Source organism: Vreelandella stevensii S18214 (assembly GCF_000275725.1).
Lineage (GTDB): Bacteria > Pseudomonadota > Gammaproteobacteria > Pseudomonadales > Halomonadaceae > Vreelandella > Vreelandella stevensii.
Window position 1 is genome coordinate 250,715 of record NZ_AJTS01000049.1, and the last position, 24,242, is coordinate 274,956.

General features: G+C 56.8%; 21 protein-coding genes and 1 tRNA gene. 18 read left to right on the forward strand and 4 right to left on the reverse strand.

The window, feature by feature from the left end; genetic code table 11:
• The first annotated feature begins 131 nt into the window (after positions 1 to 131).
• The 5 genes from HSS18214_RS0116300 to HSS18214_RS0116320 all read left to right on the forward strand — a co-directional run bounded on the left by HSS18214_RS0116300 (position 132) and on the right by HSS18214_RS0116320 (position 6,010).
• Positions 132 to 1,109 (forward strand): ABC transporter substrate-binding protein, encoded by a 978-nt coding sequence (locus tag HSS18214_RS0116300; protein WP_016916341.1) that lies wholly within the window; start codon positions 132 to 134, stop codon positions 1,107 to 1,109.
• A gap of 56 nt (positions 1,110 to 1,165) precedes the next feature.
• Positions 1,166 to 2,134, forward strand: a complete 969-nt coding sequence (locus tag HSS18214_RS0116305) for a FecCD family ABC transporter permease (RefSeq protein WP_016916342.1) — start codon at positions 1,166 to 1,168, stop codon at positions 2,132 to 2,134.
• A gap of 88 nt (positions 2,135 to 2,222) precedes the next feature.
• The gene (locus tag HSS18214_RS0116310) at positions 2,223 to 3,305 is read left to right on the forward strand and encodes a FecCD family ABC transporter permease (protein WP_016916343.1); all 1,083 of its coding nucleotides are present in this window, start codon (positions 2,223 to 2,225) and stop codon (positions 3,303 to 3,305) included.
• A complete protein-coding gene (locus tag HSS18214_RS0116315; RefSeq protein ID WP_016916344.1) occupies positions 3,302 to 4,111 on the forward strand; it encodes an ABC transporter ATP-binding protein in 810 nt (269 codons plus the stop codon). Before HSS18214_RS0116310 ends, HSS18214_RS0116315 begins: the two co-directional genes overlap by 4 nt.
• Positions 4,112 to 4,174: 63 nt before the next feature.
• On the forward strand, positions 4,175 to 6,010 hold the full coding sequence (locus HSS18214_RS0116320; protein WP_016916345.1) for an ABC transporter ATP-binding protein: 1,836 nt from the start codon (positions 4,175 to 4,177) through the stop codon (positions 6,008 to 6,010).
• Between the two features lie 50 nt (positions 6,011 to 6,060).
• Here HSS18214_RS0116320 and HSS18214_RS0116325 read toward each other — a convergent pair whose 3' ends face one another.
• Entirely contained in the window at positions 6,061 to 6,636 is a 576-nt protein-coding gene (locus tag HSS18214_RS0116325; RefSeq protein WP_016916346.1) for a hypothetical protein, read from the reverse strand.
• A gap of 184 nt (positions 6,637 to 6,820) precedes the next feature.
• Here HSS18214_RS0116325 and HSS18214_RS0116330 point away from each other — a divergent pair.
• From HSS18214_RS0116330 to HSS18214_RS18370, 12 genes are all read left to right on the forward strand, one after another.
• Positions 6,821 to 6,897 (forward strand) — tRNA-Ile (locus HSS18214_RS0116330).
• 97 nt (positions 6,898 to 6,994) lie between these two features.
• On the forward strand, positions 6,995 to 8,053 hold the full coding sequence (locus tag HSS18214_RS0116335) for a tyrosine-type recombinase/integrase (RefSeq protein WP_016916347.1): 1,059 nt from the start codon (positions 6,995 to 6,997) through the stop codon (positions 8,051 to 8,053).
• 372 nt (positions 8,054 to 8,425) lie between these two features.
• Positions 8,426 to 8,647: a plasmid-related protein gene (locus HSS18214_RS18925; RefSeq protein WP_083844222.1), complete on the forward strand. Its 222-nt coding sequence runs from the start codon at positions 8,426 to 8,428 to the stop codon at positions 8,645 to 8,647.
• Positions 8,644 to 9,330, forward strand: a complete 687-nt coding sequence (locus HSS18214_RS19145; protein ID WP_156808539.1) for a hypothetical protein — start codon at positions 8,644 to 8,646, stop codon at positions 9,328 to 9,330. The genes HSS18214_RS18925 and HSS18214_RS19145 overlap by 4 nt, the downstream gene beginning before the upstream one ends.
• Positions 9,331 to 9,403: 73 nt before the next feature.
• On the forward strand, positions 9,404 to 9,724 hold the full coding sequence (locus tag HSS18214_RS0116340; RefSeq protein WP_016916348.1) for a hypothetical protein: 321 nt from the start codon (positions 9,404 to 9,406) through the stop codon (positions 9,722 to 9,724).
• A complete protein-coding gene (locus HSS18214_RS18930; RefSeq protein ID WP_083844220.1) occupies positions 9,721 to 10,020 on the forward strand; it encodes an EexN family lipoprotein in 300 nt (99 codons plus the stop codon). The genes HSS18214_RS0116340 and HSS18214_RS18930 overlap by 4 nt, the downstream gene beginning before the upstream one ends.
• 9 nt (positions 10,021 to 10,029) lie before the next feature.
• Positions 10,030 to 11,040: a TrbL/VirB6 family protein gene (locus tag HSS18214_RS0116350; protein ID WP_016916350.1), complete on the forward strand. Its 1,011-nt coding sequence runs from the start codon at positions 10,030 to 10,032 to the stop codon at positions 11,038 to 11,040.
• A 796-nt stretch (positions 11,041 to 11,836) separates the two neighbouring features.
• Positions 11,837 to 12,355: a plasmid mobilization relaxosome protein MobC gene (locus HSS18214_RS0116360; RefSeq protein WP_016916352.1), complete on the forward strand. Its 519-nt coding sequence runs from the start codon at positions 11,837 to 11,839 to the stop codon at positions 12,353 to 12,355.
• Positions 12,348 to 12,872 (forward strand): relaxase/mobilization nuclease domain-containing protein, encoded by a 525-nt coding sequence (locus tag HSS18214_RS0116365; RefSeq protein ID WP_016916353.1) that lies wholly within the window; start codon positions 12,348 to 12,350, stop codon positions 12,870 to 12,872. The genes HSS18214_RS0116360 and HSS18214_RS0116365 overlap by 8 nt, the downstream gene beginning before the upstream one ends.
• 103 nt (positions 12,873 to 12,975) lie before the next feature.
• Positions 12,976 to 13,848, forward strand: a complete 873-nt coding sequence (locus tag HSS18214_RS0116370; protein WP_237718637.1) for a relaxase/mobilization nuclease domain-containing protein — start codon at positions 12,976 to 12,978, stop codon at positions 13,846 to 13,848.
• Between the two features lie 380 nt (positions 13,849 to 14,228).
• Positions 14,229 to 15,383, forward strand: coding sequence for an AAA family ATPase (locus HSS18214_RS0116380; RefSeq protein ID WP_016916356.1), 1,155 nt, complete (start codon positions 14,229 to 14,231; stop codon positions 15,381 to 15,383).
• A gap of 9 nt (positions 15,384 to 15,392) precedes the next feature.
• Complete coding sequence (locus tag HSS18214_RS18370; protein ID WP_040461301.1) at positions 15,393 to 17,600, forward strand: S8 family peptidase; 2,208 nt, start codon at positions 15,393 to 15,395, stop codon at positions 17,598 to 17,600.
• A gap of 446 nt (positions 17,601 to 18,046) precedes the next feature.
• On the opposite strand, the gene HSS18214_RS0116390 is transcribed toward HSS18214_RS18370, so the two are convergent.
• The 3 genes from HSS18214_RS0116390 to HSS18214_RS0116400 all read right to left on the reverse strand — a co-directional run bounded on the left by HSS18214_RS0116390 (position 18,047) and on the right by HSS18214_RS0116400 (position 21,844).
• Positions 18,047 to 19,897, reverse strand: coding sequence for a 3'-5' exonuclease (locus tag HSS18214_RS0116390; RefSeq protein ID WP_016916358.1), 1,851 nt, complete (start codon positions 19,895 to 19,897; stop codon positions 18,047 to 18,049).
• A gap of 235 nt (positions 19,898 to 20,132) precedes the next feature.
• Positions 20,133 to 21,035: a sucrase ferredoxin gene (locus HSS18214_RS0116395; protein ID WP_016916359.1), complete on the reverse strand. Its 903-nt coding sequence runs from the start codon at positions 21,033 to 21,035 to the stop codon at positions 20,133 to 20,135.
• On the reverse strand, positions 21,032 to 21,844 hold the full coding sequence (locus tag HSS18214_RS0116400) for an ABC transporter ATP-binding protein (RefSeq protein ID WP_040461304.1): 813 nt from the start codon (positions 21,842 to 21,844) through the stop codon (positions 21,032 to 21,034). Before HSS18214_RS0116400 ends, HSS18214_RS0116395 begins: the two co-directional genes overlap by 4 nt.
• Before the next feature lie 263 nt (positions 21,845 to 22,107).
• Here HSS18214_RS0116400 and HSS18214_RS0116405 point away from each other — a divergent pair, with 263 nt between their 5' ends.
• Positions 22,108 to 24,240 (forward strand): TonB-dependent receptor, encoded by a 2,133-nt coding sequence (locus tag HSS18214_RS0116405; protein WP_016916361.1) that lies wholly within the window; start codon positions 22,108 to 22,110, stop codon positions 24,238 to 24,240.
• Positions 24,241 to 24,242: the final 2 nt, after the last annotated feature.

The window sequence follows — 24,242 nt, forward strand, 5'->3', positions numbered from 1 at the left end:
ATGAACCGAAACGGCCCCGAGTCGCCTTCAAGCGTTGCAAGATATGCAACGGTGCATTCGCGTAAATAAGGGTGCAAGTGCTGTTGAGAATCGTTACTATCTTTCCAACACTCAATCGGGAGAGGCTTTACATGGGCCGTACGTTGCAGCGCAGAGGGATCGGGCCTAGTGGGATCGGGCGTGATGTGATCGGGTTGGCGGGTAGAACAGTCGTGGCGCTGGTGGTCGGTAGCCTGATTGCCGGTGCTGCCCAGGCGCGCACCCTGGAGACCGCTTATGGCGAGGTCGAGGTCAACGACCACCCCGAGCGTGTGGTCACCCTTTACGAGGGGGCGCTGGATGCCTCGCTGGCCGCAGGCATTCTTCCGGTGGGCGCCGTGACCACTCGGGGCGGTGACAACGTGGCAGAGTATGTAGAAGCCTACCTGGGCGAAGAGCGCCCGGCCATCGTCGGCGTCGTGCGCGAGATCAACATCGAAGCCGTGCTGGCGCAACAGCCCGATTTGATTCTGGCGGCACCGCAGCTTCCCGAAGCCCAGTACCAGCTGCTGTCGCGTATTGCGCCTACTGTCGTACCTCACACGCAGCCGCTGGCGTCCGATAACTGGGAAGCCGAAGCCCGACTGTATGGCCAGGCGCTCAACCGCGAAGCGCAGATCGACGAGGCCATTGCCGCCGTGGAGCAGCGCGCCGCAGAGCTGGCCAGTGCCATCGCTGAAGCTGGAGTAGGCGGCACGGCCGTGCTGGCTCGCTGGATGCCCAGCGGCCCCATGGTGATGTCGAAGGACCTGATTGCCACGGGCCTGCTGGATAGCGTGGGCCTGGAGGTGCAGGACGCCGGGCTGACCAAGCCAGACAGCGCCCACAGCGACGTGCTCAGCCTGGAAAACCTGTCTCAGGTAGACGGTGACTGGCTATTTCTGGCGACGCTCAACGCCGATGGCCAGGCCGCGCTGGATGCCGCCCGTCAGAGCCCGGCATTTACACGCCTGAACGTCGTCGAAAACGACCGGGTCGTGCCGGTCAACGGCCAGCTCTGGAGCAGCGCCAACGGCCCGCTGGCGGCCCAGGCCATCCTGGATGACATCGAGAACGCGTTGTTGCCGTGATGTTTGCTGCTTTTATAGGGAGCAGCGCCGCCCGGCGCTGCTCCGCAACGACCTGGATGCTGATACTGCTCACCGCCTTGCTGGCGGTGTGTGTCGTTAGCCTTGTGATTGGCGCGGGCCAGGTGGGCCCTGCGCGCGTATTGGGGCTGCTGCAAGGCGTGGACGACAGCGAAGCGCTGTTCGTGGTGCAGGAGCTGCGCGCCCCTCGTACCCTGATCGGCCTGACCGTAGGCGTAGCCCTGGGGGTCGCGGGCGCACTGCTGCAGGCCGTTTCGCGCAACCCGCTGGCCGAGCCGGGCCTGCTGGGGGTCAGCGTTGGGGCGGCATTCGCCGTGGCGCTGGCGCTGGTGCTGGGGGCCAGCGCCGCTACCCTGCGTATCTCCGTGGCCCAGCTGGGCGCACTGATCGGCTGTCTGTGCGTGCTCAGCGTGGCGCGCTTTCGCGGTGTCGGCAACGACCCGGTTCGGCTGGTGCTGGCCGGGGCAGCGTTTTCCGGGCTGTTGGGCTCGCTCAGTTCCCTGATACTGCTCTACGATCAGCGCGCTGCCGATGAAATCCGCTTCTGGGTCGTGGGCAGCCTGGCGGGCCGCCGTTTGGAGGACTGGTGGGCGGTGCTCCCCAGCCTGGCGGTGGCGGCGGCCACGGTCGCGCTCATTGCCCGCCCCCTGGCGGCGCTGGCGCTGGGCGAGCGGGCAGCCAGCGGCCTGGGGCATCGCCCCGGGCTGATTCGCTGGCTGGCGATTGGCTGTGTGGCGCTGCTGGTGGGGGCGGCCACGGCCATTGCCGGGCCGATTGCCTTCGTCGGGCTGGTGGTGCCGTTCGTGGCCCGCGCCATTGCCGGGCCGGACATTCGCCGCACGCTCTGGTTCTGCCTGCCGATAGGCCCGTTGATCGTACTCACCGCCGATATCATCTCCCGGGTCATCGTGGCGCCTTCCGAACTGCCGCTGGGCGTGCTCACGGCGCTGTGTGGCGCACCGGTGCTGATTGCCGTGGTGCGCGCTCGCCGTTTACCCATGCTGTGACCCTCTCTTCATGCTGTGCAAGCCCGCTGCTTGCCTGGACGCTGACGCTATGAAAATGACGGCAAAATCGACGTTGGGTGCAAGGCCGATGTGGCCGATGACGACCCCCGCCCCCTTGGCCACGCCCGCTGCTACCCCGGCGGGCTATTGGCGTTTGCAGAGCACGTCAGGGCGCTACCATGTGTTGCTGGAGAAGCGTGCCGTGGCGGTGAATGCGGGGTTGCTGCTGGCGCTGATGGCCGCCAGCCTACTTTATTTGAGCCTGGGCAACGTGGCGCTGGCCCCTCGTGCAGTGCTGGCGGCGCTGGCCGGGCAGGGGGAGATGATGGCCACCTTCATGGTGCGCGAGCTGCGCCTGCCGCGCCTGCTGGCGGCGTGCTATACCGGGGCTGCCTTCGCCCTGGCCGGGGTGCTGATGCAGACCCTGGCCCGCAACCGCCTGGCCACGCCGGGCATCATCGGGATCGACAACGGCGCCACTGCCTTTGCCGTGGCCTCGGTGGTGGGGTTGGGGGTGGGCATTGCCCCACCTGCCATGGCGCTGGCCGGGGCCACCACGGCGGCTGTGCTGACGTTCGGCCTGGCGGCGGGTAGCGGTACTCAGGGCTATCGGTTCATCGTGGCCGGCATTGGGGTAGGGGCCGTGTTTGGCGCCATTACTCAACTACTGCTGGCGCGGGTCGCCATCGACACCGCCAATACCGCCTACCCGTGGACGGTCGGCTCGCTCAATGCACGGCCCAGCGGCAGCGTTCAACTGTTGGGCGTGGGGCTGCTGCTGGGCCTGGTGGCGGCCATGGCGCTGGCCCGCTCCCTGACCGTGCTGCGCTTCAAGGACGCCACGGCCAGTGGCCTGGGGGTCAGCGTCACCGCCCGCCGCTTTCAGGTGCTGATGCTCTCGGTGGTGTTGACCGCCTTCGCCGTTGCCGTGGCAGGGCCGGTGGGCATGGTGGCGCTGATTGGGCCTGAAATCGCTCGCTCACTCTCCAGCGCTCGCCATGTGCCGATTCTGGCCGCCACCCTGGCCGGGGCGCTGGTGATGGTGCTGGCCGACCTGGCCGGGCGAACCCTGTTTGCGCCCATCGAGATTCCGGTGGGCATCGTCACGGCCGTGGTCGGCGGCCCTTGGTTATTATGGATTTTAATGCGCCCGCAACGGAGTCGCCCATGAGCACTGCCCCCGGTTTACCCACCCTGGCCACCGACGCGCTCAGCATGAGTTATGGCCAACGCCAGGTGATCAAGGAGCTGGGCGTCGAGCTGCCCAGCGGCAAGGTAACGGCCATCGTTGGCCCCAACGGCTGTGGTAAATCCACGCTGCTCTCGGGGCTTGCCCGGCTGCATAAGCCCGACGGCGGCGCCGTACTGCTCGATGGCCACGACATTCAGCGCCTGCCCACGCGCCAGCTCGCCACCCGACTGGCGCTGCTGCCCCAGGAAGCCGTGGCCCCCGAGGGGCTCACCGTCACCGAGCTGATTCGCTTTGGCCGCCAGCCCCACCAGGGGTGGCTACGCCAATGGTCGGCGGAAGACCAGCAGGTCGTGCAGCACGCGCTGACCGCCGCAGGCCTGGAAGCGCTGGCCAACCGGCCGCTGGAAGCTCTCTCGGGCGGGCAGCGCCAGCGTGCCTGGATCGCCATGACCATTGCCCAGCAAACGCCGCTGCTGCTGCTTGACGAGCCCACCTCAGCGTTAGACCTGGGCCACCAGATCGAAGTCTTCGAGCTGGTGCGCACGCTGGCCTGCCATGGCCGCACTGTGGTGATGGTGCTGCACGACCTGGCCAGCGCCTGCCGCTACGCCGACCACCTGATTGCCATGCGCGATGGCCAGATCGTTGACCAAGGTGCGCCAGCCGATGTGGTGACACCAGCCTTGGTGCGCGCGCTCTATCAGGTAGAATGCACGCTGTTGCTGGACCCGGATACCGGCAGCCCGCTGCTCGCCAACGTGCGCCGCGCCGAACGTTCTGAATGAGCGGAGCCCCGTGCAGGGGCTCCAGGCCAAAAAATACATGACAACACGCTAAAAGGAACCCTCGTGGCCGCTTCAACGCCCAGTTCTTCCGCCAGTTCTGCCAACCAAAGTTTTCAGGCGTTGGTCAGGCTGCTGCGCTACGCCAAGGGGTATCGTCGGCGGATTACCGCTGCCACGATCTGCTCCATCATCAACAAGCTGTTCGATATTGCCCCGGAAATTCTCATCGGTGTCGCCATCGATGTGGTGGTCAACCAGGAGAACAGCTTCGTGGCCCGCCTGGGGTTCGAAACCCCGCACGAGCAGATCGCCATCCTCGCGGTGCTGACCTTCTTTATCTGGGCGGGGGAGTCGCTATTCGAGTACCTGTACCAGGTGCTGTGGCGCAATCTGGCCCAGCGGCTCCAGGCCGACCTGCGCCAGGATGCCTATGAGCACGCCCAGCGGCTCGACATGGCGTTTTTCGAATCGAAGAGCTCAGGCCAGCTGGTGGCCACCATGAACGATGACGTCAACCAGCTGGAGCGCTTTCTGGACGGCGGCGCCAACGCGCTGATTCAGGTGGGAGTGACCGTGGTGGCGGTGGGGGCCGTGTTCTTCGTGCTTTCCCCGCTGATTGCGCTGCTGGCCTTCACGCCCATCCCGCTGATCATCTGGGGAGCGTTCTTCTTCCAGCGCAAGGCGGGGCCGCTCTACAGCGAGGTGCGTGAGAAAGTGGGCGACCTTTCCAGCCGACTCTCCAACAACCTGAGCGGCATTGCCACCATCAAGAGCTTCACCAGTGAAGCCCGTGAGGCCGAACGCCTGCGCAGCGCCAGTGAAGCCTATGTAGATGCCAACCGTCAGGCGATCAGGGTCAGTTCGGCGTTTATTCCGGTCATCCGCATGGCCATTCTGGCGGGCTTTTTGGCCACCTTCACCGTGGGCGGCATGATGGCGCTCAACGGCAGCCTCAACGTAGGCGCCTACGGCGTGCTGGTGTTTCTGACCCAGCGCCTGCTCTGGCCGCTGACCGGGCTGGCCCAGGTCATCGACCTGTTCGAACGCGCCATGGCCAGCACCAAGCGTATCCTGGACCTGCTGGAAGTCCCCATCACGGTGAAAGACGACAGCACCCAGGCATTGGCCGCACCGGTGAAAGGCGAGGTGCGCTTCGAAGCGGTGAGCTTCCAGTACGAGGCCAGCCAGGTAGGCGTGAACGGGGTAGACCTGCACGTTCCGGCGGGCACCACGCTGGCCCTGGTGGGGGCCACGGGGTCGGGTAAATCGACGTTGATCAAGCTGCTGCTGCGCTTCTACGACCCTGCCAGTGGCCGCGTGCTGGTCGATGGCCAGCCCATCACCGAGGTCAGCATGCATTCGCTGCGGCAGGCCATCGGCCTGGTCAGCCAGGACGTGTACCTGTTCGAGGGCAGTATTCGCGACAACATCGCCTACGGCATGCCCGATGCCGACGAAGCCGCCATCATCGAGGCCGCCAAAACCGCAGAAGCCTGGAGCTTTATCGAGACACTGCCCCAAGGGCTGGACACCCCGGTGGGGGAGCGGGGCGTACGCCTTTCCGGTGGCCAACGCCAGCGCCTTTCCCTGGCCCGGGCGCTGCTCAAGAACCCGCCTATTCTGGTGCTGGACGAAGCCACCAGCGCCGTGGACAACGAAACCGAAGCGGCAATCCAGCGCTCGCTGAAGCGCATTGCCCACGGGCGTACGGTCATCATGATTGCCCACCGGCTTTCCACCATCGTGCATGCCGATGAAATCGTCGTGATCGAGAAGGGCCAGGTAGCGGAGCGCGGCAGCCATGCCAGCCTGCTACAGGCCGATGGCCACTACGCCGCCCAGTGGCGGGTACAAACCGGAGCCGCCCAAGCGGGCGATGTGGAAGTGCTGGGCCGCTAGGCCGTCACATGCCACGTACTCAGGCGCCGCCCCATGGGCGGCGCTTGCGTTTAGCGGTTCACCAACAGCGCGTTCAGGGTCACCGGCACATGCTCATCGATCTGCTGATAGCCCAGCAGGGAAAGCACCGTGCGCAGCGTGCTGTTGGCCATCAGGGCATTGCCATCCAGCGCCATCGGTTCGGCATGGGTGACACGCACTTCGTTCAGCCCGACGCGGGTAAAGCGCAGCGGCACTGCTTCCTCCTGGGTCAGCCGGTCGGTTTGGACTCGAAAGGTCAGGGTTTCCACAAGCTCCTCGCCCATGTCCAAGCGGTCCAGGCGCTCGGGTGGCATCTGTGCCACCAGCGTCACCAGCGGCGTATTGGCCAGCAGGCCCACCCACGGCGGCAGGTCACCCAAACGTTGAAGCACGTCGGTCTGGCTCAGCCGGAGCGGCAGGCGCAGCGTGCCATCGGGGGAGATATCGCCCTGCAAATTGCTCACGTGATGATGATGAGTTTGCGGCGCGCTACCGTCCAACTGGGTGATGGACGCCCGCACCTGCGATTGGGCAGGGTCCAACTGCCAGTCGGCCTGAACGGGCAGCGCCAGCAGCAGCGGAAAAAGAGCAATCAAGGCTTTCACAGCGTGTCTCCATAGAAGCAGTCATCAGCAGACCCCGGCCGCGCCGATTAGTGCCCGAAGGCCCGTGGGCAACCGCATCACGTCAGGTATCGCAGCCTGCCCGAAAAAGTGCCGCCCCACCACAAGATAGCGCCCCAAGGGGTAGCCGTGCCCCCACACATTCGCTATGATATGCACGCTTTTCGGGCCTATAGCTCAGTTGGTTAGAGCAGGGGACTCATAATCCCTTGGTCGCTGGTTCGAGTCCAGCTGGGCCCACCATTAAAATCAATCGCTTACGATTCTTGCTTGGTGAGTCCCATAGTCCGAGGGTACAGTTTCGGTACACTGCCGATCCTTCAGCCCCCTGGAGATTTTCGTGGCCACCATCGTCAAGACCCCCTCTGGTAGCTGGAAAGCCGTCATCCGCAAGACAGGCTGGCCGACTACTGCCAAGACTTTCCGCACGAAGCGTGATGCCCAGGACTGGGCACGCCGCACCGAAGACGAAATGGTGCGCGGTGTCTATATCCAGCGCAGCGCCTCGGAGCGCATGACGCTCGAGGCCGCCCTCAAGCGCTACCTTGCTGATGTCACCCCCACTAAGAAGCCCAGCACTCAGAAAAGTGAGCGCCAGAAGGCCAACACGCTGAACGAGCATCTAGGCAAATACTCCCTCGCAGCCCTCACGCCGGAGCTGATCGCCAACTACCGCGACATGCGGCTCAATACCCTGGGGCGACGGGGGCAGCCTATCAGCCCTAATACTGTGCGCCTGGAGTTGGCCCTGCTTGGCCATCTCTACACAGTGGCCATCCAGGAGTGGGGGCTGGGCCTGGCATACAACCCGGTTCAAAATATCCGCAAACCCAGTCCAGGAGAGGGGCGCAACCGCCGCCTAAGTGCCGACGAGGAAAAGCGGCTCTTCGCCGTGCTGCGACAGCACAGCAACCCTATGCTGGTTTGGATCGCCAGAATCGCCCTAGAGACGGGCATGCGCTCGTCGGAGATCCTGACCCTAACTCGCTCCCAGGTCGACGTGAAACGCCGTGTGGTGCGCCTCACAGACACTAAGAACAACGAAGCCCGCTTGGTACCGCTGACCCAGGCGGCTACCGAGGTGTTCAAGCAGGCGTTGAACAACCCGGTGCGGCCGCTCGACTGTGGCTTGGTGTTCTTCGGTGAGCCTGGCAGGGACGGCAAGCGCGGCCCCTATGCCTACACCAAGCTCTGGAACCAGGCGAAGAAGAAGGCAGGGCTCGATGACTTCCGCTTTCATGATCTGCGCCACGAGGCCGTCAGCCGGCTGGTGGAGGCGGGGCTGTCTGACCAAGAGGTCGCCGCGATCAGTGGCCACAAGTCAATGCAGATGCTGCGGCGATATACGCATCTGAGAGCAGAAGATCTTGTCTTGAAGCTAGATCGCATTAAAAGCTAATAAACTAGCCTTTTGGTTATAGTTGGCTGGGTTGATACCAATGCTTTGTTGCTTTTGGGTAATGAAGTATTGATAAGTTTGCTCTGATTGTGGCTGTCTATCCATAATAATAAGAATAATAATCTTATTATTCTTATTATTATGGCCTCATTTCGGGTTCCTTGCTCTCATCGTTGTGAGATTTGTTAAATTTTGTTAATTATTTAAGCGCCTGAAATTTCGTGCTTTTTCCTCTCGTTGTTTCTTCAAAATAATACACCTTGATAATCAATTTATAACGCATTGATTGATGTGAAAGAGGAATCCGCTTGAGCTTTGGCTTTTCTTGTTTAGCATTGATTACGTCGATGTATGATTGATGGGGTGCTAGCTATGAAAGTCGAAGATTACCTTGTTGAGCGGTTCGGCTTGCTGATGAGCATATCAGACTTGGCGGACCTTCTTGGTCGTTCGCCCGATGGCGTACGGGTTTCGCTTTATTCAGATACAGAAGTCTCAAGAAAGCTGAAACCGACGATGGTAAAGGTGGGGCGTCGAGTCTACTTTCGTACGCTCCAAGTAAAAGACGCATTATGTTTGGAGTCTTCTGAATGATGCGTAATAGCTCGTCGGTAGTGAAAGAAATTTTGGGAAGAGTTATTGCCTACCATACGGCATTCACACTTCTTCCTGGAGTTTCGGTTCCAGGTGCAGTTTTTATCAGCCAAGCTTTTTACTGGAGTAAAAACTCTAAGACAAAAGCTCGTAATGGATGGTTTTATAAAAATCAACGAGGCGAAGATAGTTGGGAATCAGAAACTGGATTAACGCCAAAGCAACAGGCCAATGCTAGAAGATCGCTAGTAGAAATTGGTGTCCTCGAAGAAGAGAGGAGAGATATTCCTGCCAAAATTTGGTATCGGGTGAACTGCGATCGCTTGCTTGAGCTTCTGGCGGAGCAACTCGACGAAGAGCCTTCTGGAAGTGGTTGTAATTCTCAGTTTTTACCTTTGGTAGATTCTACTATCCCACTTGGCCAATCTGGTGATCATTATGGTCAAGCCTTGATTCTACCAAAGGTCAAATCTATTACAGAGAATACAACAAAGATTACATCAAAAAATAAAAACACGGCGCTCAATGCTGGGAGTCATCCTGGATTTGAATCAAAATTGACGCGGGCCGAGATGGCTGAGTTGCTGGGTCAGCAAAGAGCAGACCTTATAGCCAGAAACTACGGCAGCGATAAAGTTGGAGCTCCAGCTGTAGAGGAAATGCGTAGAACCCTTCGCACCTAAGATCTAAGCGGCGCGGAGCGGGGGTGATGGCCCCGACCGCGCCTAACCAAGTCTGCCTGCATAGGAGGCAACCATGGCTATCAAACAGGATACCACACGTACTCTCACTGATATTAGCTTGTCTCGGCTATGCCGATCACACGCTGTTGAACGACTCGCAATCGAGAGTGAGATTCAAACATTAATGATTACTGCTGGTTATGCCAGAGACTTTCTGGTCGAAGGGCTAGAAGCGCTGCCAGAGGATTTCTTCACATGTATTGAGGAGATGAAAGAGGTAATGGAATCCATCGACTTGAAGAGCTTGGATTTTGAGCAACGGTCTTTGACCATCAAACGAAAGAAGCGCCGTATTGAAGCAAATGCGGCCCAGCGAAAGGAGACTCAACAATGATTTCGTGCGCACGAAAAATCGCTTTTGTGACGATGGTAAGTATTGCTCTATCAGCCTGTACGGAAGATGACACTACCGCTACCGGAGCTACAAGGACTGTGGAGTGGTTTCAGGAGCATGCCGAGGAGCGCGACGCGATACTGAAGGAGTGCTGGAACAACCCTGGTGAACTGGCAGGAGAACCAAACTGCGCCAATGCTGAACAGGCATCTCGTCTGGATAGCTCTGGTACTCTTCGAGATATCGATATTCCGCCTCTCCGGTTTGGTCAGCGCGACCAAGAAAGTGATGATTAGGGGGAAAGCATGATAACTACAAACCTTTTCCAACGAGCTTTTGAGCGTATAGATAATGCCCTAAATGATTACATCATTACATCTGCCACACAGGTTATTGATTTCATTGCCCCTATATTCACTAGCCTGATGATCATTTGGATTGCCATATGGGGATATTTAATGATGTTTGGAAGAGTCGGTGAACCTTTGCAAGAGGGCGTGTTTCGTATACTCAGAATTGGCTTCATCCTGACACTGGGCCTTACAGTTGGAACTTATGCTGATGTAGTCGTTGGCGTTCTTTCGAATGGGCCTGAGACATTGGCATCTGTGGTGACCGGCGCACCACCCGGTTCAGTAGCAACATCATTAGATACGCTGTTCTCAAAAATATTTGAAGTTTCCGAAGCGGCCTGGAATAGAGCAGGTGTAATGAACGGAAATTTCGGGCTTTACATCATTGGTGCTGCCATCCTGATAGCCGGTGGAATGCTGACCGTTGTCGTAGCCTTCCTGATCCTGCTTAGCAAGATCATGACGGCAGTTCTTTTAGTTCTGGGACCTCTTTTTATTAGCATGCTTCTATTTAACGCCACTCAACGCTGGTTCGAGAGCTGGCTAGGCATGGTAGTCAACTACGGACTTATCTTGGTGATAGGTGCAGCTGTAGGCCAACTCATGGTAGAGCTGGGAGGGTATTACATTGACTCCATGTCCAATGGTGATAGTGCCACCATGGCGAATCTTGGCGATGCCGCTATGTTATGCATCATCTATGCATTGTGCATTTTGGTAGTGAAGCAAGTTCCTAGTGTGGCTTCCGCTCTCGGTGGTGGCTTAGCCCTAGCGACACAAGGTGCCATTGGCTCTGCCATGAATGCCATGCGTCCTTCTACTGTGCGGCGTCAGTACATGGGTATGCGTCGCGACGCTCGTTTCGCTGGCCGTGCGATGGCTAGCCCCTACAAGGCTGGTAAAGCAGCTCACGCCGCTTACCAAAGACGTTTCGGCACTGGCAACACCATAATGGGAGGCTAAGCCATGTCAACGATTCGGTCGCTAGTACTTCGCCTGGTTCAGGCTAGGTGGAAGCGGTTGGAAGCACATGTCAAAGCAAAAGCCGGTCAAGATCTGACCGGCCTCGAGTGGGGGCTATTCGTGCTCGGGCTTGCAGGTCAAAAACTGGTCGATGATGCCGAACAGGTTCGCACCCTATGTGTAAGAGCGATCAGGGCCTTCGCTAAGGTCGTGACAGTACTGAGTGCTATCCTCCTGCTAGCTGCATGGTTAATCAATGCCTTGTTGGGGGCGCTATGACTTATCGACGACTGACTCCTCAGGAGATCGAAGATTTGCGGGCCGAGATGCGGGCAGCAGGGGAATGGTGTAAAGCCGAGCTTGCTAGGCGGCGACGGGAGCGTAATAGGGTAGAAACCGCTGAAAATGATGTCCAGCACCCTGATCCCTTTTCTGCTGACGTGGGCCTTTCACCCCCAGGGGAGAACGACGGTCAGTGAGGAGCCAGCCTAGCGCTTGGCCCACTACGCTTGGGCTGCTATGCCCGTTCAATGGCGTTCAAGGGGATTTCGTGCGCACGAAATGGCAGCTGTGACGAGATTGGTTGAACGTGCTGTGAGACAGGTCCGTGCGTATTACTAATGGTGTAACCCCCTACTAAGGATTGTGGTTACGCCCAAGGCACACGACATTTTTCGTGCGTACGAAAAGATCATATGGGTTTGGAGCTAGGGGAGCTAGGGCAGGATTCGGCAAGTGCTGGCGTATGCCGGCAAACTTGCCAAGCCCACCTCCCAGCGGTGGAGAAAACTGGACTATGCCGAGAGTCGAAGCACGCCTGACAGAAATCGAGAAGAACGCCTGGACGCAGTTCTGCAAGGCTAACGGTCTGCGCGAGTCGGACATGCTACGGCGGATGATTCAGCGCGTTGCCGGAAGAGCAGTATCGTCGGACGACCAAGAGATCGAAACTAGATCCCGAAAACTTACGATCCGCCTATCGCCCACCCAGGAACGCTGGCTAGCACAACGCGCCCGAGAGGAGGGCTATCCCAACCGAACCAGTTGGCTCATGGCGCTGGTACTGGCTGAGTTGTATCAAGAGCCCGTGCTGACGGACGCCGAGGTGGCCGCCTTGCGGGAGTCAAACCGGGAATTGCGCGCCATAGGTAAAAACCTGAACCAGGTCACTAGGATCTTAAACATCGAATTCAGAGAGAGTGACAAGCTTAAGCGGGAGGCCATCGAGGCGCTGGCAGAGCGAATTGAGCAGCACAAAGACCAGGTGGCCAGTCTGCTGTCCAAGAGCTTGAATCGGTGGAGGGATAATGGATAAGCCGGAAGTCGTCGTTCGAATTGTTAGCAATGCCTACGATGCGGACCAAGTAGAGAGCGATTTGCTTCGCATCAGTAAGAACGGAGCCGTGGAGCTTGAGGACGAAAGCGGCCAGTTCTCCTTCACGGAAGATATGGTACGTGACTTGGCTAAAGACTGGTCGAGGTTTCAAGGTCGGCAGCGCAAGAACTCTCGTTATACCACCAATATCGTTCTGTCGATGCCGGCCGGAACCGAGCCGCAGGCGCTAAAAAGGGCCTCCCAAGCGTTCGCCAAGCGGCAGTTTGGTAAGAATTATCAGTATGCCATGGCCTTGCACACGGACACCGACACCGACAATCCGCATGTCCAACTTACGGTGCGGAATCTTGGCAATGATGGGCGTCGGTTGCATGTGGCGAAGGGCGACCCGCAGAAGTGGCGGGAGGTCTTTGCAGACGAGCTGGAACGGTGCGGGGTGGAAGCGAAAGCCACATTAAAGACCACCCGAAGGAGGAAGAATGGGTTGTCTGGCTGATGACACCATTGCCGACTTGTTGGAAGGCCCTGTAAAGCATAAGGGCAGCCGGGCTGCTAATCGGACGCGTGCGCGCCGCGTAGCAAGTCGAGTGCCAGAGGTCATGGTGAAGATCACTGGTAATGCCAAAGGAGCCGATCATGTCCATTCCCACCTGGACTACATCAGCCGCAACGGCAATCTGGAGCTTGAGGACGAGCGCGGCGACGTGATTCATGGGAAAGAAGAGGTACGGGCCCTGGCCAAGGACTGGTCGCAGGATCAGGGCAAGCGCCGGAAGAACACCCGCGACACCACCAACATCATCATGTCCATGCCCGCTGGAACTGAGCCGCGCGACGTGAAGAATGCCGTCCGAGCGTTCGCCAAGCGGCAGTTTGGTCAGAACCATCAGTATGTCATGGCGCTGCATACCGACACGGAAAGCCCCCACGTCCACCTGACGGTGAAGAGCCTGGGCTATGACGGCCGTCGATTGAACGTTAAGAAGGGCGACCCGCAGAAGTGGCGAGAGGCCTTCGCGACGGAGCTGGAGCGCCGAGGGGTAGAGGCTGAGGCCACGCCGCGTGCCACCCGTGGGGTGATCAAGAAGGGCGTTAGCCAAGTGGTTCGCCACATCCGCGAGAAAGGCCAGACGGCGCAGGTTGACCAGGCAAAGGTTCAGGAGGTCCTCGAGGACTTCCGTGAACAGCGAGCCGGTCAAGCACCGAAGTCACGCCCCTGGGAGGATCGTATCAAGGAGTGCCAGACCTATGTTCGCAAGTCCTGGCTGACGGCGGCGAAGGACCTCAATCAGAGCGAAGATCCGGAGGACCAGGAGCTAGCCAAGCACATCGCGGCTTTTGTGGACTCCATGCCGCCGATGAAGACCGAGCGGCACGAACTCCAGGAGAAGGTAGCGGGGCAGCTACAGCGTGCTCAATCGCGTCAGGGGACAGAGAAGAGAAGGAAGCAGGATCACCAAGATGAACGATAGGTTAGTCTGCTGCAACGAACTGTTGTGCAATGCAATTGTCAGGGCCTTTGATCCCCTAGCAATTTCAGCAGCCCATTCCGGGCATCTAAGTGGAATTTATTATCTTCCTTGGTGGCCATCTCGCGGAGAGGCCGAACTGCTGTTTCCGGCAGATGGCCAGAATGGGGATATCCGGTGCTTTTCCCTATGGTGATGGACACCGAGCTGTGGATCGTCTCCATTGAGCCTTCCAGGTTGAACTTGCCGCCACGACAAGGCAGCCGAGAGGGCTCCGCTTAGGTAGCGGGTACGGGTTGGTGTGTCTATTATTCAAACGGATGGCGCTGTCTAAGCACCTTTCTTAAATCCTTTCCTAGTGTTTTTATTGACTTTTTTCCTTCATGTGGCTAGAATTCCATGGTTTATTGATTTTTAGTCACTTTGTGGAGGGCGAAGGCGTGGAGCTGTCGAATGAGATGCTTGAAGTCGCAAGGCTTGCGCTTGAAGGTAAGACTTCCGACGTGAGGCTTTATCTGGCTAAATTAATACGCAGAATGCGAAAGGAAGATCCTGCATACGCTTCTAAGCTAGAGAACCTTTTGAAGTCAGAGCCAGCAAGATCAAATGGTGTATTGCGGAAAACAAATTCTAAAGAAGAAAGCTTCTATCAGGGCGAGGGGCTTTCCCTGCTTCGTGACTTCCAAAGTAAAAATGAATCTACTCCGTTGCTTGATAACTCTGTAAAAGTGCTTCTCCAGCAAATTGTGATGGAGCGGAAATACTCTGAAAAGTTGGAAGAAAATGGCCTTTATCCTACCAGTTCTATTATTTTTCAGGGGCCACCGGGTGTCGGGAAAACGATGACGGCTCATTGGCTTGCCCGCGAGCTTGATTTGCCTCTGTATATATTGGACCTCACTGCTGTTATGAGCAGTTTGCTGGGGAGGACTGGAAGTAATCTAAGGTCAGTACTTGATTATGCTAAAAGTCATTCCTGTGTATTGTTTCTTGATGAAATAGATGCTATCGCTAAAAAAAGAAGTGATGAGTCAGATGTTGGTGAGATAAAGCGCCTAGTCAATGTATTGCTTCAAGAAATTGAGGATTGGCCACAGCAGGGTGTTTTAATTGCAGCTACAAATCACCCAGAGCTTGTCGACCCAGCTCTTTGGAGAAGGTTTGACTTAGACATTGGTTTTGAGCTGCCAAGTGAAGAGAATGTTAGGAAGGCCGTTGTCGAGTTTTTAGGTGACGATATTGAGAGCTTTTCTAGTATAGTAGACCTTCTTGTTGATAGTCAGAAGGGTGAGTCGTATAGTAATATCAAAAGAACTATAAACAAGCTTAGGAAGCTAAAGTTAATAAGTCCTAAAGAGTTCGAGAAGAATTGCATTCATTATTTGTCTCCAAGTGTGAGCGAGATGTCTCGGCAAGAAAGAATTTCGTTTGCAGTAAAGCTGGTGTCAGATTTCTCTTTCCCGAAACAAAAAGCTGCTAAACTCCTCGGCGTTAGTCGAGACACTATTCGTAAAAAAATAGAACAGACTTGTGCGTGAGGGTCTAAGATGGCAAAAAAAACCAACTATCTTATCGGAAAAGCTGAGGAGCTGGCGAAAATAACCCCTCCGCCAAGAATGAGCCCACAGAGTAGGGATCTATATACAGTTGAGGAAGTCGTAGAGAGGTTGTCTCCGCAGCTAGAAAGAGTTAATAGGGAACTATCTGATCTTGACGAAAAGCTGTGCCCTAGAGGGTATGGTGTGGCGAAAATGACGCTGCACCCGTCATTCATTGCAAAAGGACATTTTCCTAAGCAGCTTATTCGGGACATGGGGGTTAGACCTATTGGGAGCAAAGCTGCAGAGGTTAAGCCCGATAAGTGGATGAGAAAGGGGGCTCCAAAACCTTCACCATCCACGACTATATTCATTGCAGGGAAAATTGATAAATTTGCTGAATTTGGGAGAAAGCTTCGCGGGGTTGATAACGACTATTATGCAATCGATGATTTAATGAAGGTGTGGAGCTTTGAGAGCATTTCAGAAATCTCAAAAATAAAGGATAACCCCGCTTCAAAGCCAGGATACTTTGAAGTAGGGGTGCACCTGATTCCTGGTGGGTCTACAGACTTCATAAAGCAATCATTTATCTCTCATGCGGAAAGCCATGGGTTTAAAGTGAGAGATGACATTTCCATCGAAGTCTCGAATCTATGGTTTATACCGGTAATTGGAGATTCAGAACTGGCAGTAGAGCTTGCTCGACATTCTTTTGTTAGAGTAGTTCGACCAATGGCGCCCCTGAGATCATTTCGGCCACTAGTCCGCTCCTTGCCAGGTTCATCAAGGGCCAAGCTGCCTTCTGCACCACCACTAGCATCTGATATACGCGTAGCTATATTGGATGGAGGCCTACCAGAATCTCATTCTTTAGTCCCTTGGTTGAATGAATACAAGCTGTCAGATCCGAACTCGAACGATTACCCAGGAGGGGTTGAGCATGGGCTTGGCGTAACGTCAGCCTTTCTGTTCGGCCCCTTGAGTCCTGATGAGGAGGCTCCTCGCCCTTACACATTTGTTGATCACTACAGGGTCCTAGATCAAGATATTTGTGGAGAAGATCCTCTTGAGCTTTATAGAACTCTAACACATATCGAAGATGTTCTTATTTCTCGTCAATATGAGTTTATTAACATCAGCCTTGGGCCTGACTTGCCAATTGATGATGATGAAATACATCCATGGACTACACTTTTAGACTCTTATCTTTCTGACGGGCAGACATTTTTGACGGTCGCCGCTGGGAATAATGGTGAAAGCGATAGTGCATTGGGATTGAATCGTGTGCAGGTTCCTTCCGATAGTGTAAATGCAGTTGCTGTTGGAGCATCCGATAGAGTTGACGAAAACTGGAATAAAGCTATTTATAGCGCATCTGGACCTGGACGGGCTCCCGGCAGAGTAAAGCCAGATTTGTTAGCTTTTGGGGGCTCGCATCATCAGTACTTTCATGTGCTGAATGGTGAAGGAGATTCAATGATTGTACCTCAGCAGGGTACGAGTTTCTCATCCCCTTACCTCCTTCGTAAAGCCGTTGGTATTCGTGCTTTATTTGGAAATAATGTGACTCCTCTTGCAATAAAGGCACTTTTGATTAACTCGGCAAAAAGGAATGCTCAACCTCAGTGCCAAATTGGCTGGGGTATGGTTTTAGATGATGTTAATGCTTTAATCGAGTCTCCAGAAGGCGTGGCTAAAATACTTTATCAGGGTGAGTTGCTGCCTGGGAAATATTTGAAAGTCCCTGTCCCGCTTCCGAAAATGGGGGTGAGCGGCATGGTTAAAATAAGTGCCACTTGTTGTTTTTCAACGCATGTGGATCCACAAGATACGTCTATGTACACAAAGGCGGGTGTTGAGATTTCATGGGTACCTAATAAAGGAAAAAAGAAAGAGTCTTTTTTCCAGCAAGTAAAAAAGGCTACTGAAGCTGAGTTGAGAAGAGATGCAGCAAAATGGGAAACAGTTTTACATGCGGAAAAGAGAAAAAATGGAAATAAGCTGAACGAGCCAGCTTTCGAAATACATTATATGGCGAGAGACTCAGGGGCGGAAGTGAGTGCAAAAAGTGCTGAGGTTATAAAGTATGCCTTTGTTGTTACGTTAGAGGCTCCAAAACACAAAGAGATCTTTTCTGATATACTTGATGCATATTCGGAAGTTCTTTCTGAAATTGAGCCAAGGATAGTATCTGATGTTGAGGTTGGAGTATAGGTATTGTTTTTGTTTTGATAATGGCGCCAGTTTGGCGCCATTATCTTATGAGGTGTCGTGATTAGGGAGAATTGCGATTAATTTGCTGGGTTTTGTGAAAGGAGTTCTTAGTTGTATCAAAATACGGAGCTGACAACGGTACACCAGCGGTACACACACCAGCTTCGTATGCTATCCTCTAACTTCGCTAAGCTACTGATTCCAAAGAACTGTACCTTTCGCTCGATTACGGTCGCTTTCCCTTGGTTATCAGTAACTTATTGATTTAAAAGCGAACTCATAATCCCTTGGTCGTAGGTTCAAGTCCTACTGGGCCCATCACCTTCCTTACTTCTTCACTCTTACCTTTTCTTCATCTTCATTATTTACCGCGCTTGAACGATTTCATCATGTCCACAATGGGCAAGACTAAAAGAGCCCCAACACGCGCCACACCCCCATCATCCTCACCCAGCCCTCGCCAGTTCCTTCAACCGCTTGGTGTACCAGTTCTCCTGGCTGCTGGTTACGAGCAGGCGGCGGCGGGCTCGGGTCATGCCTACATACAGCAAGCGGGCTTCCTGGGCTTGTTGTGCTTCATCGTTGCTGAGGGCGCCCAGCCCGCTGAGCAGCACCGTGTCGAATTCGAGGCCTTTGCTGCTTTGGCGGCTCAACAGCACCACTTCGTTGGCGTCCGGATTGTAAGCGCGTTTGTCGGCAGCGTTCTGTAAGCAGCGGCTGGGAATGCCCGCTTTTTGAAAGGCTTTGTGGAAATGAAGCCCTTGGGCGTTGTTGGTGTACACCACGGCCATGCTGTTTAACGTGCTGCCTTGTTGTTGCCACGCCTGGATGCAGTGCACGAGATAGCGGCTCTCTTGTTGGTCGCTGTCGAAGTCGCGAAACGCGGGAGGTGGGCCGCTGACCCCGGCCACTTCCGGTGCGATCAACGGCACATGGTCTTCGTCGGTGTCGTGCGCTTCGAGGAAGTCCCGTGCGAAGTCGTAAGCAAAGGTGAGAATTTCCCGGGTGTTGCGGTAATTGAGTTTGAGAATGGTGGTGCGACCGCGCGCCTGAACGCCAGCCGCCGACAGCGGGAATGACAGCGAGCCTTTGCGGTAGATGGACTGCGCATCGTCGTAGAGCAGCAGTAGCGAATTGGTGTCCGGGTCGATCATCTGGACCACCAGCTTGAGCCACTCCCGCTCGAAATCATGGCCTTCGTCAATCATCACGGCGGCGTACTGCGCGCGGGGGATCTGCTCTCGATCCACGGCGTCCATGACGCTCTCGACCTGGCGCTCGTAAGCAGGGCGGCTACCTGGCAGCAGGCTCACGTGGTAGGTCTTGAGCTGTAGGCCACACCATTCATGGAAGTGGTGAACCTGCACCTTATCGGCAATTCCTTTCTCGGCAATGAAGCAGCGGAGCTTGGCGGCCAGGGTGATGTTGAAGCACAGCACCAGAATCGGCTTGGTCGTTGCCTGGGCCAGGTGCAGGCAGCGGTAGCCAAGAATCAGGGTCTTGCCGGAGCCTGCCACGCCGTGGATCACGCGGTGGCCGTCACCCATGCTGCGCGCCAACTGTTCCTGGTGTAAATCCATGACGCGAACGATATCGGGCACGACCTCGGTCGAGGGCGTCTCGCTGCTTTCCTCGTCAGCGAACAGGTCCCCGGTGGGGGCGTTGATACGCACTTCCGGGAAGAGCTGCCAGCGAATCCTGTCGAGCTGAGGAAGGCTCAGTTTTTCGCCAAACCGATAGTTGAACATGTTCCAGAGGCGTTCCTGAAATGCCTCCGGGTCGGTGGAGGGTGCCATCTCGTCCTTGCAGATGACCAGGTGGCTTGGCAGCACTAGCTCCTGGTCGGCTTCGGCAATCGCGTTGTTCCACTGCAGCCGAGTGATGTTGGGAAAGACCACCCCAAAGCCATAAGGAAAGCAGAGTTTTCCCCGGTAACGCTCGTCGCGTTGCGTGAGCTGCGGGTCTCGCTGTAGCTGGTTGATGGCGGAAAAGGCGCATTGGCGGGCCTGAGCCAGCGGGTTACTGACGGTCTTGCGCCTTTGAGGCGTATCGATCTCGACGCTGTCGGGGGTGATCGAGCGGAACGTTTCGATCTTCCAGTCTTTTACTTCGAGAAATAGCAGCCCTCTGGCAGGGTGTAGAACGATGAAATCCGGGTAGCGGCGCTTTTGCCCCAGCGGTATGTCGTACCAGACGATGTAGTCGTCTTCCAGCAGGCTATCTAGGCGTTGCGCGACACGTCGCTCGCCAGCGGTCATGCGGGGAATGGTGGTGAGCGTGGGGATGAATTTGGCCATGGTGTGAGGGCTCCGGTATCGGGCCATCTACCCAATCATGAAGTTTTATTTGGTAATTCATTCTATCCGGCGTATCAGGTGGCTTCAATTAGAAAACCCGGAAGTGGCGATGCGGCGGGCAACCCGCGGTCACGTATATCGAAATGGCGCCATTGATTGCTGGGTATGGTGGGCTATGCCGTTGCCTGGCAGAGGCAGTGTAAGCTACCGCTGGTAACGGCGGCAGGGGGGCGGGTCAGTCGGCGTTGACAGCATGCGCCCGCCACACGACGCTTTCTGTGGGCCCCTGATCCAGGTCGGCGCAGCTATCCACACGCTGGATCGTCGTGGCTTGGCAATAAACGGTCAGCTGGCCCTGGCCATCAGGGCGCTGCCATTGCCATTGAATTCGGCGCTGCTGCTCGTCGCCTTCGTCGTTCAGCAGGGTCAGGTGGGGTTGTTCTTGTGCATCGCTCAAATGGTGCAGGGCGGCCAGTTGGCTGGTCTGCTGGGCGGGTGATAGCTGGGAGTCGCCACGATAGCCGGGTAAATAGCGCTGTTGGCGCGCCTCGCTGTGCAGGAACGCAGCCACTTCTGCAGGGGTGATGCGCCCGTACTTGCGCACGGGAGAAAGTAGCAGGAGGCTGGCCGCCAATCGGCAGCCGCCCAGGTGGCTGCTTTCCCAAACGTCGAAGGGAAGCTGCTCATCAGCCACCGTGTTGGCCAGTGCCTTGTAGGTTTGGTAGCCGTATTTGGCGCAGCATTTATCCTTTTTGCCGTGGGTGCAGCAGAGAATCAGGTCGTGCTCGGGGGGTGGCTGCTCCCATTGCACCAGTGGAAGGTCGTGCTGCCAGGCGTGCAGGAACGTCTCCAGGTGCTCGCGGGCCACGCTGAAGCGGCGCCTTTCCGGCATCAGAAATACCTGATGCTGATAGTGATCCTGATGATGCCGATGAATCAGGTTGATTCTGCGCCCGCTGGCGGCAATGCGGTCCAGCGTGTGTTTCAGCGGTTCGCTCATGTCGCTGGCATGACGCAGGGTGCGAAGCCATTTTGCTCGGGGCCAGCTGATCAGCAGGTTGTGTTCCAGGTGGGCTGCACTCCCGGCCAGAGGGTCGTTCTGCTGGCGGCTCAGGTCGGCGCAGAAGGTGTGTTTCATGAGGCCATGGCTCGCTTGAAAGGCACGCAGATGGGGCTGCCGCTGGCGGGGTCTTGCAGCACATGGGCATCCAGATCAAAGACCCGCTTGAGATTGTCGGCGGTAAAGACGTCGTTGGGCGAACCGCGCGTCACAATGGCGCCTTCGCGCATCATGACCAGTTGATCGGCGTAGGCGGCGGCCAGGTTCAGGTCATGCAGTACCAGCAGCAGCGTACGGCCATGATCGTGGGCCAGGCGAGAAAGCAGTGCCAGCAAATCGACCTGTACTTTCAAATCGAGAAAGGTGGTGGGTTCGTCCAGGAGAATCAGGTCGGTCTGCTGTGCCAGCACCATGGCGATCCAGCAGCGCTGGCGCTGGCCGCCAGACAGCGCATCCACGCTGCGGTCGGCGAACTCCGTCACATTGGCATAGGCCATGGCCTCACGGATGGCGGTGGCGTCGCGCTCGGCATCCTTGTGCCATAACCGCTGATGGGGGAACCGCCCCATGCTCACCAACTGCCGCACGCTCAAACCCTCTGGCGCCACTGGCCCCTGGGGAAGAATGCCCAACCGCTGAGCCACCTCGCGGGTGCTGCTGCGGTGTATGTCCTTGCCATCCAGATAGACGTGCCCTGCCTGCGGGGTCAGTGTGCGGGCAAGGGTTTTGAGCAAGGTGGACTTGCCGCTGCCATTGGGGCCCAGCAGTACCGTCAGCTTGCCCTCGGCCACGGCAATGTCGACCCCATCCAGCACTCGTCGCGATTCATAGCCTGCCTGCAGGGCATCGCCTTTCAAGCGAGGAGGGGGAGGGCTCGTGGCGGACATGGGCGAACTCACAAGAAAATACGAAGCTCAGCACCCTAATTCAAAACATTCTCATTTTCAATGGTGATGCCCGGCACCGAGCGCCCAAGGCAAAGCGACATACCCCTCAGTCATTTCATTATATCGAACGGTTCGTTCCCCAAGGCTAGATCTTTCTTACCTTATATGCATAATACAATCATTATCATTTAGTGATGAGTTGCGTTTGCGCAGGAAGTTCACGTCACACTGATCCACAGGGGGATAAAAAGAACATGCGTACGATGAAGCGTCAGGTATTTTGGCCGACCGTCACGTTGGCCGGTCTGGTGTCGGCCAGTCAGGCCCATGCTCAGGAGAGCATCGAGGTAGAGCCGCCAGGCAATCGCAACAATACGGAGCCCACCGTGGTGGTCTCGGCGTCGAGAACCAATACCACCAAGGAGGACTCGCCGCAGACCGTACGCATCATCAGCGAGGAAGAGATCCAGCAGCAGCTGCAGCTGACCAGCGACTCCTCGCAAATTCTCAGTAACCTGCTGCCTTCCTACTCGCCCAGCCGGCAAAAGATGAGTGGCAGTGGTGAGACGCTGCGTGGCCGTAGGCCCTTGATCCTGATCGATGGTATTCCTCAATCCAACCCGCTGCGCCCCACCGGGCGCGAAGCCCACACCATCGATTTTTCCATGGTGGAACAGATCGAAGTGATCCAGGGGGCCAACGCCACCAACGGGATTGGCGCGGAAGGGGGCGTCATCAACCTGGTGACCAAGCGCCCAGAGCCAGGGTCGTTCAACCAGCACATAGAGGCTCAGGTCACGACGCCCACGCGGGAGCTGGATAGCGATACCCTGAGCTATCGCACCACTTATGGCGTCAGCGGCAACAGCGGCAACGTGGATTATCTGTTTTCCGCCAGCCTCGAAGACCAGGGGCTGTTTCTGGATGGTAATGGCCAGGCGGTGGGGGTGGATAACACCCAAGGCGATCTGATGGATGCGCGGTCGTTCGATATTCTTGGCAAGTTGGCGTACTGGTTCGATGATGACCAGCGCCTCCAGTTCACCCTCAATCACTACAACATCGAGGGGCATAATAACTATCTGAGTGTCACCGGAGATCGCGCCAATGGCGTGGTGACCACTTCCGAGCGCGGCACGCCAGAGGGGAAAGCGCCCTATAACCGGGTCTGGACCACCGGCTTGAGCTACGACCATTACGATCTGGCAGGCATGCACTTGAGTGCCCAGGTGTTCTATCAGGATTATGAGGCGCTGTTCGGAGCCGATAATTCGGCGACGTTCCAGGACCCCGCCTATGCCCCCGTCGGCACTTTCTACGACCAGACCATGGCCGATACCTCCAAGTGGGGCACCAAGGTAAGCTTGACCCGCGAAGACCTGCTGGATGATCGCCTATCGCTCACGGCGGGCTTCGATACGCTGTTCGATGACACCGAGCAGTACCTCTATCAATCCGAGCGTACTTATGTGCCGCCGGTGGAGTACACCGACCTCTCGCCATTCCTTCAGGCGGAGTTGCGCCCGGCAGAGTCGCTGCTGCTCTCGGCGGGGGTGCGCTACGAGTACGCCAAGCTGAACATCGACGACTACCAGACGCTTTACACCCGCAATGGCGTGGATGTGGAAGGGGGCTCCCCCAGCTTCAATGAGACGCTCTACAACCTGGGAGCCGTGTGGAAGCCCGTGCAGCACTGGAGCCTGTTTGCCAACTACTCCGAAGGTTTCACCGTGCCCGACGTGGGGCGTGCGCTGCGCAGCATACAAACCCCGGGGCAGTCGGTCGACAGTATCGAGAACCTGCGCCCTATCGTCACCGACAATATCGAAACCGGTGTTCGCTACGACGACGGTCGGCTGGCTGCCGAGTTGAACTACTATGTGTCGTCGTCTGATTTTGGCAGCCGCTTGATCGAGCGTGACGACGCCTTCTTCATGTCGCGCCAGGAAACCGAGATCAAGGGGGTAGAAGCCGCCGTGGGTTACCAGTTCACGGATCAGCACGCCGGTCGGCTCTCCTATTCCCGCATGCGTGGCCGCTACGACAGTAACGACGACGGCAATCTGGATGCCTCGCTATCCGGCATCGATGTGGCCCCGGACCGCCTGGTGGCAAGCTGGTCGGCCAACTGGACCGACCAGCTCTCGACCTATGTACAAGCCAACTATGCTTTCGACATGACCTTCGACGAGCCCGAACGTGAGTTCGATGGCTACCTGCTCATGGATGCCGCCGTGGGCTACCAGCTGCCGGTCGGACGGGTGAATGTCGGGGTATCCAACCTGCTGGATGAACAGTACGTCACTTACTACTCGCAAAGTGCGCTGGTCAATGACGAACGCTATTTTGCTGGCCGAGGCCGGACATTGACGCTGGGGTACCGTCTCGATTTCTGATC